The following is a 15114-nucleotide window of genomic DNA, read 5'->3' as shown; positions in this document are numbered from 1 at the left end:
CTTCTCCATCGCGCGCGTCGGGGCACGCTCTTGCTGGTGGAATAGCTGGCGGGCGATGAACCCTGATTGAACCGTGACGGTTCCGAAAGCGGTCAGTGGCGAACCGAGTCCACCGCCGCGCTGCCGGCGCTTTCCGCAACCTGGGCGAGCGAGTCGATCAGTCGGCCGACCTGCTTGCCCGCGGCGTCGGTGCTGATGCCGAGTTCGTCGAGTTTGGCCTGCCCGGCGTCGCGAGCGGCATTGACCGCGTCCTTGGCGCGGTCGTTGATCGTGCCGCCGATTGTGCCGAGCAACTCCTCCTCCTGCCGGGTGCGCGGCAGGAGAGCGCCGATCGCCACGCCGACCGCCAGGCCGCCGAGCAGCGCCGCCACCGGGAAACTCTCCACGCCCTCGACCGCCCTGCGGCCCGCGGTACGCGCGGCCTCGCCGCCGGTCCTGATCGTCTCACTGGCGAAGTCGCCTGCGCGGGTCGCGCGCTGCTTGATTTCGGCGCCGGCCGCGCCGGCCTTGCTCTTGATGGTCACGCGCTCGTCTCCTCATCCTCGCGAGACGACGACTCTCGCCGCCGGTTGCTGCTGAAACTCGTGGGCCGGCCGCGGGTTGCACGGGCGATACCCTTGGCGATCCGATACAGTGGCGGGCGGAGCACCAGCATCGCCAGCGCGGCGGCCGCCAGCGCGGTCCGGCCGGGACGGCGGCGTACCGCATCGACCAGCTTATGGCTCATCTCCTGGGCCTGATCGACCACGATCTCGGCCAGATCGGCTATCAGCGCTTGCGGATGCAGCCGCGCCTGTGCCTCGCCAACGGTCTCTACCAGCTGGTTGCGCGCATCCTGCGACCGTTGCCGGACCCGTTCGAACAGGTCGTCGATCGGGCTGGCATCCCGACGGGCGCCGAGACCCGGTGCGTCATCGTCATCGTCGGGGTCCTCGACGACCAGCATCAGCTTTCGAACCCCGATCCTGATCAGCAACACGGCCAAGCCGATGCCGAGCAGGACCGAAACCGCCGCTCCGCCCAGCCGGCCGATCCACGGTGTCAGAACGAAAGACAATGTGACTAGGAAGGTCACCGCCGCCGCCTGTCCCATGATGGCGCCGATCAGGCACAGCAGCACGCCGGTGCGCGCGCGGCCGATGCGGCGATAGAAGTCGGTCCGGAACAGGGCGAGCTCGGCCTTGGCCAGCGTGCGGCCGTCCTCGACCAGCCGCGCCAGCAACGCGCCGAGCGTCTCCTGTCCGACTGGGTTCCCCGCTTCCAAGGATCAGACTGCGGACGGCGTGCCGTCGGGCATCGCCGGGCTATCGGCGATCGGGGTATCGGCCAGCGGCGCCGCGGGCGCCTTCGGCTTGGCTGCAGTCTTGGCACGCGTGGCGGTCTTTGCAGGCGCCTTGGCCGCGGGCTTGCGCGCGCGCGGCGCGGCGACCGGCGTTTCGGCCAGACCGGCCGCGCTCTTCGGCGTCAGTCCCGATTTCACGACTCGCGCGAGCAGGAAGCCCACCGCCGCCGCCGCCGCGATCGCCACCGTGGGAGATGAGCGGACCACGTTGCGCGCATCGTCGATCAACTCGTCGGCATCCTTGTCGCGCAGGGTCGTCGCCAGGCCGCTGACGGCGTCGGCGGCCTGCTGGATATAGCCGCCATATTGGTCGCCCAGCTTCTCGCTGACCTGCGCCGCAGCGTCGCCGACCAGCCCGGCGACGTTGTCGAGCGCCTCGACCGCGCGATCCTTGCCCTGCTCGGTATAATCGCGGACCCTGGATTCCGCCTGTCCGGTGAAACTGGCGGCGGTTTCGCCGAACGCCTTGCGGGCGCTCTCGAACGCGCTGCCAGCGCCTGCACCGCTGTCCTGATTCTCGGTCGCCATGTCGATCGTCTCCATCAAAGAGGCCAGCTTATCAACCAAATGGGGCGGATAGCGTTCCTTTACCAGACCCGAAACGACTTCAATATTTGCCTAACGTGGATCACGCGGATAGAGCGCGCGCATCCCAACGTCCATCAGCAAAGGTTGCGCGCCCATGACCGCCATCGTTGACGTCCACGCCCGCCAGATCATCGATAGCCGCGGCAATCCCACGGTCGAAGTCGATATCACGCTGGAGGATGGCAGCTTCGGCCGCGCGGCGGTCCCCTCGGGCGCGTCGACCGGTGCCTATGAAGCGGTCGAGAAACGCGACGGGGACAAGGGCAAGTGGCTCGGCAAGGGCGTCCAGGCTGCCGTCGACGCCGCCAACGACGAGATCGCCGACGCGGTCATCGGCATGGAGGCCGAGGACCAGAGCGAGGTCGACGCCCGCATGATCGAGCTCGACGGCACCGCGAACAAGAACCGGCTCGGCGCCAACGCGATCCTGGGCGTCAGCCTCGCGGTCGCCCGCGCGGCGGCCGAGGCCCGCGCGCTGCCGCTCTATCGTTATGTCGGCGGCGTCTCGGCGCAGGTCCTGCCGGTGCCGATGATGAACATCATCAATGGTGGCGCCCATGCGGACAACCCGATCGACTTCCAGGAATTCATGATCATGCCGGTTGGCGCGCCGACCCTGTTCGACGCGGTCCGCTGCGGCTCGGAGATCTTCCACACGTTGAAGAAGGCGCTCCACGACAAGGGGCTGGCGACGGCGGTCGGTGACGAGGGCGGCTTCGCGCCGAACCTCGCCTCGGCACCCGACGCGCTCGACTTCATCATGCAGTCGATCGAGAAGGCCGGCTACAAGCCGGGCGACGACGTCGTGCTGGCGCTCGACTGCGCCGCGACCGAGTTCTTCAAGGACGGCGTCTACGACTTCCACGGCGAAGGCGTGAAGCGTTCGCCGGCCGAGATGGCCGACTATCTCGCCGATCTCGCGGCCCGCTACCCGATCGTTTCGATCGAGGACGGCATGGGCGAGGATGATTTCGAGGGCTGGAAGATCCTGACCGACAAGATCGGCCACAAGTGCCAGCTGGTCGGCGACGACCTGTTCGTGACCAACCCGAAGCGGCTCGCCCAGGGCATCAAGGACGGTCTCGCCAACTCGCTGCTCGTCAAGGTCAACCAGATCGGCACGTTGTCCGAGACGCTGGAGGCGGTGACCATGGCGCAGCGCGCGGGCTATACCGCGGTCATGTCGCACCGCTCGGGCGAAACCGAGGATTCGACGATCGCCGACCTCGCCGTCGCCACCAACTGCGGCCAGATCAAGACCGGCAGCCTCGCCCGCTCGGACCGGCTCGCCAAGTATAATCAGTTGATCCGCATCGAGGAGGAACTTGGTCCGGTCGCCGTCTATGCGGGCCGCAACGCGATCAAGGCGCTCGGCTGAGACTTATGACAAAAGCCAGGTAGGGGCGATCACGGGTTTGTGATCGGTCCGCGCCTGGTCTACCCTCGTGCCGCCGGTGTCTTTGGGGAGGATCGGCGGTATGGGGCGTCGTGGATGGACCTTGAGCGTTTCCGGGGATTGATAGCGATCCAGCAGGCGATCGCGAGCAGGGGCGGCGGCCTTCAGCCCGCACTGGAGGCGGTAACCAACGAGCGGTCGGTCATGCCGCAGGCCAATGGCGTGGTCATTGAACTGCGCGATGGCGATCAGCTCTATTATGCCGCCGCCAGCGGCGCCTCCGCCGGACTCGTCGGGCTGCGCCTGCCGCTCAATGCCAGCCTGTCGGGGATGAGCATCCTGACCGGCCAGCCGCTCCGGTGCGACGATTCTGAGCAGGACTCTCGCGTCAACCGCCTCGCCTGCCGGCGGGTGGGGCTGCGCTCGATGATCGTCGTTCCGATCCCGCATAATGGCCAGACGGTCGGCGTCCTGAAATATCACGCGTCCGGGGTGGCTGCCTTTTCCGAGGAGGACATGCTCGTCGCCCATCTGCTGGTCGGGCCGATCGCGGTCGGTTTCAGCAGCATGGCGGAGGCGGATGCGCAACGGGCGCAGAAGGCCCTCCAGGACATCGTCCGCCTCAAGCAGCAGTTCGTCTCGACGGTCAGCCATGAGCTGCGCACGCCGCTGACCTCGATCGCCGGTGCGCTGGGCCTGCTGGCGAGCGGGGCGGCGGGAGAATTGCCGAACACCGCGACCTCGCTGGTCGATGTCGCCGCCCGCAACGCGGGGCGGCTGAAAAGGCTCGTCGACGACCTGCTCGATCTCGACCGGATGGATTCCGGCCAGTTCGAATATCGCTTCGCCCGCGCCGACATCAGCGTATTGCTGCGCGACGTCGCGGCCCAGAACATGCCGTTTGCGGCCCAGGCCGGCGTCACCCTGCGCCTGACCCTGCCGAAGCGCGCCGTGTCGGCAAGGACCGATGCCGACCGGCTGTTCCAGGCTATCACCAACCTCGTGTCCAATGCGGCCAAATTCTCGCCGCGCGGATCGGTCGTCGACATGTCGCTGACGACGTCCACGACGGGAATCAGGATCCGGGTAAGCGACCAGGGACCCGGTATTCCTCCGGAATTCAGCGCGCGACTGTTCGATCGGTTCACCCAGTCTCCCCATACCGAGGGACTGACCAACTTGCCGGGAACCGGGCTAGGGCTCGCCATCGCCAAGACCATCGTCACCCAGCTCGGCGGCGAGCTTCGCCTCGACGAGACGGTCGAGAGCGGGGCGGCGTTCGAAATCGTCCTGCCCCGGGAATCGTCGCGCCGGCAGCGCGCGGCCTGATCGGCCCGAGCCCCGTCCCCGCGGGGTGGCAATTCGCGCCGTCATCGCCTAACCGGTCGGCGACTCCGTTTCGCTGCAGGATAGCCATATGAAGACCCCGACGACGCAAGCCCCCGACCAGGTGAAGATCAAGCGCGCGCTGCTTTCGGTCTCCGACAAGAGCGGGCTGGTCGAGCTCGGGCAGGCCCTGGCAGGGTGGGGCGTCGAGCTGGTCTCGACCGGCGGCACCGCCAAGGCGCTGCGCGACGCGGGGCTCGACGTGAAGGACGTCTCCGACATTACCGGCTTCCCGGAGATGATGGACGGGCGGGTCAAGACGCTCCATCCGATGGTTCATGGGGGCCTGCTCAGCGTCCGCGACGATCCCGAGCACGCCAAGGCGATGACCGACCATGGCATCGGCGCGATCGACCTCGTCGTGGTCAATCTCTACCCCTTCGCGCAGACCGTCGCCAAGGGCGCCGTCCGCGACGAGGTGATCGAGAATATCGACATCGGGGGCCCATCGATGGTCCGCTCGGCCGCCAAGAACCACGCCTATGTCGTCATCGCCACCGACCCGGCCGACTATGCCGAGATCATCGCGAGCGGCGGCACGACGGGCTTCGACCTTCGCAAGCGCTTCGCCGCCAAGGCGTTCGCGGCGACGGCGACCTATGACGCGATGATATCGAGCTGGTTCGCCCATGCCGACCAGGGGCAGTTCTTCCCCGAGACGCTGTCTATTCCCATCCGCAAGGCCGAGGCGCTGCGCTATGGCGAGAACCCGCACCAGCAGGCGGCGCTCTACCTGCCGGTGGGCCCGTCGGCGCGCGGCATCGCCCAGGCAACCCAGATCCAGGGCAAGGAACTGAGCTACAACAATTACAACGACGCCGACGCCGCGCTCGAGCTGGTCAGCGAATTCCGCGATGGCCCGCCGACCGTCGTCATCGTCAAGCACGCCAATCCCTGCGGCGTCGCCAGCGCCGACACGCTGATCGAGGCCTATGAGGCGGCGCTCGCCTGCGACAGCGTCTCGGCATTCGGCGGTATCATCGCGGTCAACCGGCCGCTCGACGGCAGGACGGCGGAGGCGATCAGCGGCATCTTCACCGAAGTCGTGGCCGCGCCCGATGCCGACGATGAGGCCAAGGCGGTTTTCGCGAAGAAGAAGAACCTCCGACTGCTGCTGACCGGCGAGCTGCCCGATCCGGCGCGCGCGGGCATGACGATGAAGAGCATCGCTGGCGGCGTGCTGCTTCAGTCGCGGGACGACGGCCGGATCGGCCCCGACGACCTCAAGCTGGTGACCAAGCGCGCGCCGACCGAGCAAGAGCTCAAGGACTGCCTGTTCGCATGGACCGTCGCCAAGCACGTCAAGTCTAACGCCATCGTCTATGCCAGGGGCGGATCGACCGCCGGTGTCGGCGCGGGCCAGATGAACCGCCTCGAATCCGCCCGGATCGCCGCGTGGAAGGCCAAGGATGCCGCTGAAAAGGCGGGCTGGGCCGAACCGCGGACGATCGGCTCGGCGGTCGCGTCCGATGCCTTTTTCCCGTTCGCGGATGGCCTGCTGGCGGCAGTCGAGGCAGGCGCGACGGCGGTGATCCAGCCTGGCGGCTCGATCCGCGACGCCGAGGTGATCGCCGCGGCCGACGATGCCGGGCTCGCGATGCTGTTCACGGGCATGCGCCATTTCCGACATTGATCTCTGACGACGTTTCCGCGTTAGGGAGGGGCACGACGAAGGAGGTTGGGCGGACATGGCCGATGGCAGTGGGGAAGCCGCCGGGCGGATAGGCCCCTTCGATCCGCTGCGTCATGGCCTGTTCAGGCGGATCTGGACCGCCAGCCTCTTTTCCAATTTCGGCCAGCTGATCCAGGGTGTCGGCGCCGCCTGGGCGATGACACAGCTCACCGGCCGCGCCGACATGGTCGCGCTGGTGCAGTCGGCGACCTTCGCGCCGCTGATGCTGCTGTCGCTGTTCGCGGGCGCGATCGCCGACAGCTACGATCGGCGCAAGATCGCCCTCGTGGCACTGTGCATCGCGCTGCTCGGCGCGGTGGGGCTCAGCCTGATCACGATGCTCGGTCTGCTGACGCCGGCCTGGATCCTGTTCTTCTGCTTCGTCGTCGGCACCGGAACGGCGCTATTCGGTCCCGCCTGGCAAAGTTCGGTCGGCGAGCAGGTGCCCTCGCGCGAGCTCGCCCAGGCGATCGCCCTCAACTCTATCAGCTACAATATCGCGCGCAGCTTCGGGCCGGCGATCGGCGGGCTGCTCGTCGCACTGGCGGGCGTGCTCGCGGCATTCGCCTTCAACGCGCTCGCCTATCTGCCGCTGATCATCGTCATGGTCTTCTGGCGCCGCCTGCCCGAAACCTCGCGGCTTCCGCCGGAAGCGTTGGGCCGCGCGGTCATCTCCGGCGCCCGCTACGTCGTCTATTCGCCCCCGATCCGCGCGGTGCTGGTGCGGACCTTGCTGATCGCCTTTGCCGGCGTGGCGGCCTCGGCACTCATGCCGCTGGTCGCGCGGGAACTGCTCGGCGGCGGGGCCGGCCTCTATGGAGTGCTGCTCGGCTGCTTCGGCGCCGGAGCGGTGCTGGGCGCGCTGTTCCTCACCCCGATCAAGGAACGGATGTCCGATCAGGCCGCCGTCGGGCTCGCCACCGCGCTGATGGGGCTCTGCATGATCGGCACCGGCCTCAGCCGGCACGAGGTGCTCACCGGCCTGTTGGTGATGGGCGCGGGGGCGGGATGGATGATCTCGATGGCGCTCTGCAACATCAATATCCAGATGTCGTCGCCGCGCTGGGTGACCGGGCGGGCGCTGGCGGCCTGCGTGACCTCGGTCTGCGGCGGAATGACGATCGGCGGATGGGTCTGGGGCCGGATCGCGGCCTCCGAAGGCACCGATCTCGCCCTTATCACCGCGGGGACGACGCTGATCGTAACGATCGGGGCCGGCCTGCTCTGGCGGATGCCGGCGGTCGAGGAGCAGCGCGACCGGGATACGCCGCTCAGCGAGCCCGAAACCAATCTCGACCTCAACGGCCGCAGCGGGCCGATCGTCGTCACCATCGAATATCGCGTACCGGTCGACCAGGCCCGCGGCTTCTACACCGCGATGATGCCGCTTGAGGAAATCCGCCATCGCACCGGCGGCTATGGCTGGTCGATCTCGCGCGATGTCGGCGATCCGGAGATCTGGACCGAGCGTTACCACACCCCGACCTGGCACGATTATCTGCGCCAGCGCAGCCGCCTGACCGCTGCCGATCTCGACGCCTGGCAGCGGGCGATCGATTTCCACCAGGACGCGGATCCGATCCGGGTCCGGCGCAAACTGGAACGGCCCTATGGTTCGGTCCGCTGGCGCGAGGACGTGCCCGATCGCGGCATCATCGTGCAGTTGCCGTCGCCGGGAAGCTGATACCGTCGGATCATTTTTCGAGAAACACTCCATCGTCATGCCAGCGCAGGCTGGCATCTCTGGAGAGACGCGGCTTGCTTCGCCCCACGAGATGCCGGCCTTCGCCGGCATGAGGCAGCGTGGACAAGTCCCGGGCAAGCGCAAACGACGAAGGGCGACGGGGAGACGCCGATCAGGCCTCCTTGAGCCGGAACAGCGTCCGGTCCTCGCTGGTGAAGCCGAAGCGCCAGATGACCGCGCCGAACACCAGCAGGATCAGGGGGATGCCGAACAGCAATTCGATCCATTCGGGCAGGCGCGTCGCTAGATAGCCGGCCACCCCCGCGGCCAGCGCCGCCCAGACGAGCGGCCAGCGCCAGCCCGAGACGGGAGCGCCGAGCAGCGAGGAGAGCAGCTTCGCCTTCATGATCGAGGCGATGCCGAGCGCCATCGCCAGCGCGATCGCCGGGCCGGCCGCCTGCCAGAGAACGGGCAGCTGGAACTCGTCGCGCAGGATCAGCACGATCGCGAAGCTCAGTGCAATCTGAATGCCGATCATGCCGATCGAAATCCACAGGTTGAGGTGACGCGCGACGTAGATCAGTGCCGCCTCCGACACCGCCGCCGTCGCCGCCACCACTTCGGCAACCAGCAGGAAGGCGAGGGCGGCGTTTCCGGCGACGAAGTTCGGACCGACCAGGCCCATCACGCCTTCGCCGGGGATGCCGAGCGCGAGGCCCACCGCCGCCTGCGCGGCAATGATCCAGAAGCCGACCTGGGCGACCTGCCTTGCGACCGCCTGGCGGTTCCCGGCCTCGAGGTTGCGGGTGATGACGGGCCCCAGGATCGGATCGAAGCTGGTCTTCAGCTTCTGCGGCAGCGAGGCGACCTGCTGTGCGACATAGTAGACCCCGACGATCGCCGGAGAGAAGAACAGGCCGAGGATGGCGATGTCGAGCCGGCGCGATCCCCATTCGATCGCGTCCGCCGCCGCCAGCGGCACGTTACGGCGGGCGATCATGAACAGCGCCGCCGGACGCGGGCGCCAGCCATGCGGCCAGCCGAAGCTCTTGAGCAGCGGCCAGATCGACGCGACCAGCGCTGCCACCATCGAGACGACATAGGAGATGATCAGGCCGTCGCGCAGGGAATAGAAGGCGAAAGCGAAGGCTGCGATGCTGATCGTCCAGGGCTCGATGACCGATCGCGCCCGCACCGTCGCGCCGATGTCCAGGCGATAGGCGAGGGCTGCAAGGGCTATGTCGGACCAGGCAAGCGCGAAGATCGTCAGCGGCAGCAGCCATTCGAGGCCGTTGATCCCGCTGTTGGGAAACATTAGTTCGGGCACCGCGCCCAGAACCGTCGCGGCGACCATCGAGGCGATCGCGCCCATCAGCAGCGCATCCCAGACGACATGGACATGCGGCCGGTCGGTCGCCGAGAGTTGCGCGGCGAGGCCGCGCTTCAGGCCCAGCGTCGCGAGCGTCGCGATGAACTCGACGATGATAACCGCATAGGCGAAGCGGCCCAGCGCCTCCGCGCCGTACCAGCGGCCGGCGATGAACAGGAAGGGCAGGCGCGCGGCGAGGCGCAGCAGGAAGCCGAAGAAGTTCGTTCGCCCGCCCTTGGCGAGCGCCTTGATGTCGTCACCCTCCTTCAGCGTATCGGCGGTCGGAGGGGTTGTGTCGGGGGCAAGGCTCAATGCGCGGCGCCCCAGCTCGGTCCCGTGCCGATCTCGACGCCGAGCGGCACCGAAAGCCGCACGATCGGTTCGGCCGCGCTCGCCATGACGGCACGGATCACCGCCGAAGCCGGCTCGACCTGATCGGGGGCCAGCTCGAACACCAGTTCGTCGTGGACCTGGAGCAGCATCCGCACATCGCCGAGCCCGGCGGCGGCCAGCGCCGGCTCCATCCGGATCATCGCGCGCTTGATGATGTCGGCCGAGGTACCCTGGATCGGCGCGTTGATCGCCTGGCGCTCGGCCGACTGGCGCTCGCCCTGCTTCGCGCTGCGGATCCAGGGGAGGTGCGTCTTGCGACCGAACAGGGTGGTGACGAAGCCCTGGTCGCGAACCTGGCCCAGGGTCGCGGCGATATAGTGGTTGATCCCGGGAAAACGCGCGAAATAGCGGTCGATCATTCCCTGCGCTTCCTCGCGCGAGACTTCGAGCCGGCCGGCGAGCCCCCAGGCGGAAATGCCGTAGAGGATCGAGAAGTTGATCGTCTTGGCGCGCGCGCGGGTATCGCGCGTGACCTCGCCGAACACCTCCTGCGCCGTCAGCGCGTGGATGTCCTCGCCCTTGGCAAAGGCGTCCTTGAGCGCGGGGACGTCGGCCATGTGCGCGGCGAGGCGCAGCTCGATCTGCGAATAGTCGGCCGAAAGGATGAGCTTGCCGGGCTCGGCGACGAAGGCGTCGCGGATGCGACGGCCATGCTCGGTCCGGATCGGGATGTTCTGGAGGTTGGGATCGGTCGACGACAGCCGCCCGGTCTGCGCGACCGCCATCGAGAAACAGGTGTGGACTCGTCCCGTGTTCGGATTGATCTGCTGCTGGAGCGCGTCGGTATAGGTCGACTTGAGCTTGGTGATCTGGCGCCAGTCGAGCACCATCCGGGCGATCGGCACGCCATCGGTGGCCAGTCGCTCGAGTTCGGTGACGTCGGTCGAATAGACCCCGGTCTTGCCCTTGCGACCGCCCTTCAGGCCCATCTTGTCGAACAATATGTCGCCGAGCTGTTTCGGGCTGCCGACGGTGAAGGGGGTGCCCGCCTCGGCATGGACCAGCGCTTCGAGGCGCGATGCCTCGCCGGCGAACTCGGCCGACAGCCGCGCCAGCTCCTCGCGGTCGACCTTGATGCCGGCCGTCTCCATGCGCGCGAGCACCGGCACCAGCGGGCGATCGACCAGTTCGTAGACCCGTGTCGCCGCCTCGGCCGCGAGCCGGCCCTTCAGCCGCTGCCACAGCCGCAGGGTCACGTCGGCGTCCTCTGCGGCATATTCGGTGGCGACGTCGAGCGTCACCTTGTCGAAGCTGATCTGGGTCTTGCCGGTGCCGCACACCGTCTTGAACTCGATGCAGGCATGGTCGAAATGGCGCTTCGCCAGCTCGTCCATGCCATGACCGCCAAGCCCGGCGTCGAGATCGTAGGACAGCAGCATCGTGTCGTCATAGGGCGCGACCTGGATCCCGGTGTTGCGGGCCAGGACGACCATGTCATATTTGATGTTCTGGCCGATCTTGAGGACCTCGGGCGCCTCGAGCAGCGGCTTGAGCTTCGCGATCGCCGTCGCCATCGACAGCTGCCTTGGGGTTTCCGACAGCAGCCCGTCGCCGATATGGGCGAGCGGGATGTAGCAGGCCTTGCCGGGCACCGTGGCGAGGCTGACGCCGACCAGCCGGGCCTGCACCGGATCTACCGAATCGGTTTCGGTATCGACCGCAATCCGGCCACAGGCGAATCCCTCGGCGATCCAGCGGTCGAGCGCCGCTTCGTCGACGACGGTTTCGTAATCCTTGTGGTTGAACGGCACCTGCTCGACGATGGGCGCCGGCTTCTCCTCGGCGCCGGGCGTCAGCGCGAGCATCGTCGGGCCGCCGTTCGGCAGCGTCGCCGGACCGTCTCCCTGGACCTTCGCCAGCAACGACTTGAACCCCTGGTCCTCGAGGAACGCGCGCAGGGGCTCGGGCGGAAGGCCCTTGAGCTGCAGGCCGTCGAGCGGCTCGGGCAGCGGCGCGTCGCACCTCAGGCGGACCAGCTCGCGCGACAGCCGGGCATTGTCGGCATGGTCGATCAGCGACTGTTTGAGCTTGGGCTTGGTGATGTGGTCGGTGCCGGCCAGCACGGCTTCGAGGGTGCCGAACTGCTGGATCAGCTGGCTCGCGGTCTTCGGGCCGATCCCGGGAACGCCGGGCACATTGTCGACGCTGTCGCCCATCAGGGCGAGCACGTCGCCGAGCGCCTCGGGTTCGACCCCGAACTTCTCCAGCACATGCTCGCGGCCGAGCCTGCGGTTGTTCATCGTGTCGAGCAGGTCGAGCCCGGGACGGATCAGCTGCATCAGATCCTTGTCCGACGACACGATCGTCACCTGCCAGCCCTGCGCCAGCGCCGCTTCCGAATAGCAGGCGATGATGTCATCGGCCTCTAGCCCCAGCTCCTCGATGCACGGCACCGAAAAGGCGCGCACCGCGTCACGGATCAGCGGGAATTGCGGGACGAGATCCTCGGGCGGCGGCGGCCGGTGCGCCTTGTACTGGTCGTACATCTCGTTGCGGAAGGTCTTCGACGAGGCGTCGAGAATCACCGCCAGGTGAGTCGGTCCCTCCGCGTGGTGGAGCTCGTTGATCAGCTTCCACAGCATCGTCGTGAAGCCGTACACGGCACCCGCCGGGATTCCGTGGCGATTGGTGAGCGGCGGCAGGCGATGATAGGCCCGAAAAATATAGCCGGAGCCGTCGACCAGATAGAGATGCTTGGATGACATGGCGGGGTGGATAGCAGGCACCGGCGCAGGGGGGAACCATGCGAACGCGTGCCGCCGTCAGGGCCGTCCGGATTCCTCCAGCATCGCCGTCGTCCAGCCCCCGCCCAGCGCTTGGTACAGCTGGATCCGTGCGGTGAAGGCGTCGGTGCGGAGCTGGGCGAGGTTGAGTTCCACCGCGAGCAGTTGGCGCTGCGCGTCGAGCTGTTCGAGATAGGGCGAATAGCCCTCGCGGTAGCGGTTGGTCGCCAGCCGCAGCCCTTCGGCGGTGGTATCCCGCTGATGCGCGGCGAGGACGGCTTGCTCGTCGAGGCGCCGCACCGTCGCCAGGGCATCCTCGACCTCGCGGAAACCCGCGAGCACCGCCTTGCGATAGGCGAAGGCGGCCTGGTCGCGCTGTCCCGCCGCGGCCTCGGCCTGCGCGGTCAGCCGGCCGCCCTGGAAGATCGGGGCGAGGATGCTGCCGCCAAGCTGCCAGATCGCGAGCGGGTCTTCGAGGAGGCTCGAAAAACCGGCCCCCACGCTGGCCGACAGCCGCAGCTGGGGCAGGAAGCGCTTGCGCGCGGCCGCCAGCGACGCGTCGGCGGCGGCGAGCTGCTGTTCGGCCTGGCCGATGTCGGGACGACGGCGCAGCAGTTCGGACGGCAGGCCCCCGGCGAGCGGCGGCTGCGTGAGCGTGGCGAGCGTGGCGCCCCGAGCCACGCGTCGCGGCGCATCGCCGGTCAGCAGGCTCAGTCCATGTTCGGTGCGCGCGATGGCCAGTTCGATCTGGGGAATGATCGCGGCGGTCGCGTCATACTCAGCCTGGGCCTGCTGAAGCTCCAGCCGGGGCGAATAGCCGTTCGACACGCGGGAGGTTGCGATCCTCAGCGATGTCTCCCGTGCAGCGAGCGTGCGTCGGGCGATGTCGAGCCGGGTATCGAGGCCGAGCAGCGCGACATAGTTGGCGGCGGTCGCCGAGGTCACGGCGAGGCGGACCGTGTCGCGGGCAGCCTCGCTCGCCAGCCAGGCGCTGCGCGCGGCCGATCGCTGGTCGGCAAGGCGCCCGAACAGGTCGATCTCATAGGCGGCCTGGATCTGCGGCTGCGCGAAATTCTGGACCTCGGGCGTGCCGAAGGGGCTGATGCTGCGCGATCGGCCGCCGGCCACTCCCGCATCGATCGCCGGGAACAAGGTCGAGCGCGCCGCGGCGAGGTTCGCGCGCGCCTCGCGCACCCGTCCGGCGGCGATGCCGATGTCGCTATTGGCAGCGAGCGCACGGTCGACCAGCGCGGTCAGCGCCGGATCGCCGAAGCCCGTCCACCAGCTCCGATCGACCGCCGACAACGGCGCGGCATTCCGCCAGGCGGCGGGTTGTTCGACGGCGGGAACCGCGACCGGCGCGACCCGGCCCGCCGCGCATCCCGCCAGCAGGAGCGACGGCAGGAGCGACAGGTGCCGCATCAGAGCGACCCGCGGGTGTGGATCTTCGCCTCGACCGACATGCCCGGGCGCAGGCGCCGCGCGAGCGGCTGGCCCGGATCGATGCGGATGCGGACGGAGATGCGCTGGGCGACCTTGACGAAATTTCCGGTGGCATTGTCGGCCTTGAGCACGGCGAACTCGGATCCGGCGGCCGGTGCGATATTCTCGACATGACCGGTCAGCCTGGCGCCGCCGAGCGCGTCGACCTTGAAGCTCGCGGGTTGGCCGATCCGCACGTCCCTGGTCTGAGCCTCCTTGAAGTTGGCGACGACCCAGACGTCGTGCGGCACCAGGAACATCAGCTGGGTGCCCGCGGTGACGAACGCGCCGTTGCGGACGCCGATCTCCGAGAGCTGGCCGTCCGCCGGCGCGCGGATCACCGTGTTGTCGAGATCGATCCGGGCGAGGCGGAGCTGGGCGCGGGCGCCCTCGACGGCGGCGGTCAGTCCGCCGCGTCCGACCAGCACGGTGCGTACCTCCTGCGTGCCGATCGCGCGGGCGGCTTCGGCCTGCCGGACGCCGGCCTGGGCGGCGAGCAGGGCGGCACGGGTCTGATCGTGTTCGCGCGCTGAGATCGATCCGTCGGCTATCAGGGCATCGGCCCGGCGCATGTCGGCCTCGGCGCGGACGAGCTGGGCCCGCGCGCTGGCGATCGCCGCATCCTGGCTTCCGGTCGCCACCTCGCGCGATCGTTGGGCCTGCGCCGAATTGGCGAGCGAGGCCTCCTGCGCGGCGACATTGGCCTGGGCCTGCGCCACCCGGGCACGGTAGATTCGGTCGTCGATGGTCGCGAGCAGCTGGCCCGCCTTGACCTCGGCGAAGTCCTGGATCGCGACGCGGGTGACATAGCCGCTGACCTGCGGGCTGATGATGGTGACGCGGCCGCGTACATAGGCGTTGTCGGTCCGCTCGGAGAAACCGGCGAAGGGCGGCAACTGCCACGCATAGAGGATGGCGAGGATGGCGACGACGGCGATGCCGACGATCGCGATCGAAACGGCACGGCTGCGCGGCGGCGGTGCCCAGCCGCTGGGCGGCGACTGGAGCGTGTCGGCGACGTCGGTCGCGCCGGTGCCGTCGGTGGTGCCCGTCCTTGCCGCCGGATCGCGTTGGCTCAT

11 protein-coding genes are annotated in these 15114 nt (G+C 68.3%); 4 read left to right on the top strand and 7 right to left on the bottom strand.

The annotated features are described in order from the left end of the window. Positions 1–92: 92 nt before the first annotated feature. Genes ASE22_RS11110 through ASE22_RS11100 form a run of 3 tightly spaced genes read right to left on the bottom strand, consistent with a single transcriptional unit; the run spans position 93 to position 1870 of the window. A complete protein-coding gene (locus ASE22_RS11110; RefSeq protein ID WP_056358996.1) occupies positions 93–524 on the bottom strand; it encodes a hypothetical protein in 432 nt (143 codons plus the stop codon). Then, entirely contained in the window at positions 521–1264 is a 744-nt protein-coding gene (locus ASE22_RS11105; RefSeq protein ID WP_056358991.1) for a phage holin family protein, read from the bottom strand. The genes ASE22_RS11110 and ASE22_RS11105 overlap by 4 nt, the downstream gene beginning before the upstream one ends. Positions 1265–1267: 3 nt before the next feature. Continuing rightward, on the bottom strand, positions 1268–1870 hold the full coding sequence (locus tag ASE22_RS11100; protein ID WP_235536410.1) for a hypothetical protein: 603 nt from the start codon (positions 1868–1870) through the stop codon (positions 1268–1270). A gap of 154 nt (positions 1871–2024) precedes the next feature. Between ASE22_RS11100 and eno the strand changes: the two genes are divergently transcribed. The 4 genes from eno (at position 2025) to ASE22_RS11080 (ending at position 8068) form a co-directional block, all read left to right on the top strand. Beyond that, positions 2025–3308 (top strand): phosphopyruvate hydratase, encoded by a 1284-nt coding sequence (eno, locus tag ASE22_RS11095; protein ID WP_056358985.1) that lies wholly within the window; start codon positions 2025–2027, stop codon positions 3306–3308. 114 nt (positions 3309–3422) lie between these two features. Continuing rightward, complete coding sequence (locus ASE22_RS11090) at positions 3423–4655, top strand: sensor histidine kinase (protein ID WP_056358982.1); 1233 nt, start codon at positions 3423–3425, stop codon at positions 4653–4655. 88 nt (positions 4656–4743) lie between these two features. Further along, positions 4744–6345 (top strand): bifunctional phosphoribosylaminoimidazolecarboxamide formyltransferase/IMP cyclohydrolase, encoded by a 1602-nt coding sequence (gene purH / locus ASE22_RS11085; RefSeq protein WP_056358979.1) that lies wholly within the window; start codon positions 4744–4746, stop codon positions 6343–6345. A gap of 55 nt (positions 6346–6400) precedes the next feature. Next, a complete protein-coding gene (locus ASE22_RS11080; protein ID WP_056358974.1) occupies positions 6401–8068 on the top strand; it encodes an MFS transporter in 1668 nt (555 codons plus the stop codon). Positions 8069–8240: 172 nt separating this feature from the next. On the opposite strand, the gene ASE22_RS11075 is transcribed toward ASE22_RS11080, so the two are convergent. From ASE22_RS11075 to ASE22_RS11060, 4 genes are read right to left on the bottom strand one after another with little or no spacing between them, the layout of a single operon-like run. Beyond that, positions 8241–9749, bottom strand: a complete 1509-nt coding sequence (locus ASE22_RS11075) for a lipopolysaccharide biosynthesis protein (RefSeq protein ID WP_056358971.1) — start codon at positions 9747–9749, stop codon at positions 8241–8243. After that, a complete protein-coding gene (gene polA, locus ASE22_RS11070) occupies positions 9746–12535 on the bottom strand; it encodes a DNA polymerase I (protein ID WP_056358970.1) in 2790 nt (929 codons plus the stop codon). Before polA ends, ASE22_RS11075 begins: the two co-directional genes overlap by 4 nt. Positions 12536–12592: 57 nt before the next feature. Then, positions 12593–13975 (bottom strand): efflux transporter outer membrane subunit, encoded by a 1383-nt coding sequence (locus ASE22_RS11065; protein WP_082545600.1) that lies wholly within the window; start codon positions 13973–13975, stop codon positions 12593–12595. Continuing rightward, a complete protein-coding gene (locus tag ASE22_RS11060) occupies positions 13975–15114 on the bottom strand; it encodes an HlyD family secretion protein (RefSeq protein ID WP_056358967.1) in 1140 nt (379 codons plus the stop codon). The genes ASE22_RS11065 and ASE22_RS11060 overlap by 1 nt, the downstream gene beginning before the upstream one ends.

It is taken from the genome of Sphingomonas sp. Root720, assembly GCF_001428605.1.
In the GTDB taxonomy this organism is placed as follows: domain Bacteria; phylum Pseudomonadota; class Alphaproteobacteria; order Sphingomonadales; family Sphingomonadaceae; genus Rhizorhabdus.
Note: the sequence above shows the minus strand (reverse complement) of the source record. Positions and strands in the feature narration are given on the sequence as shown.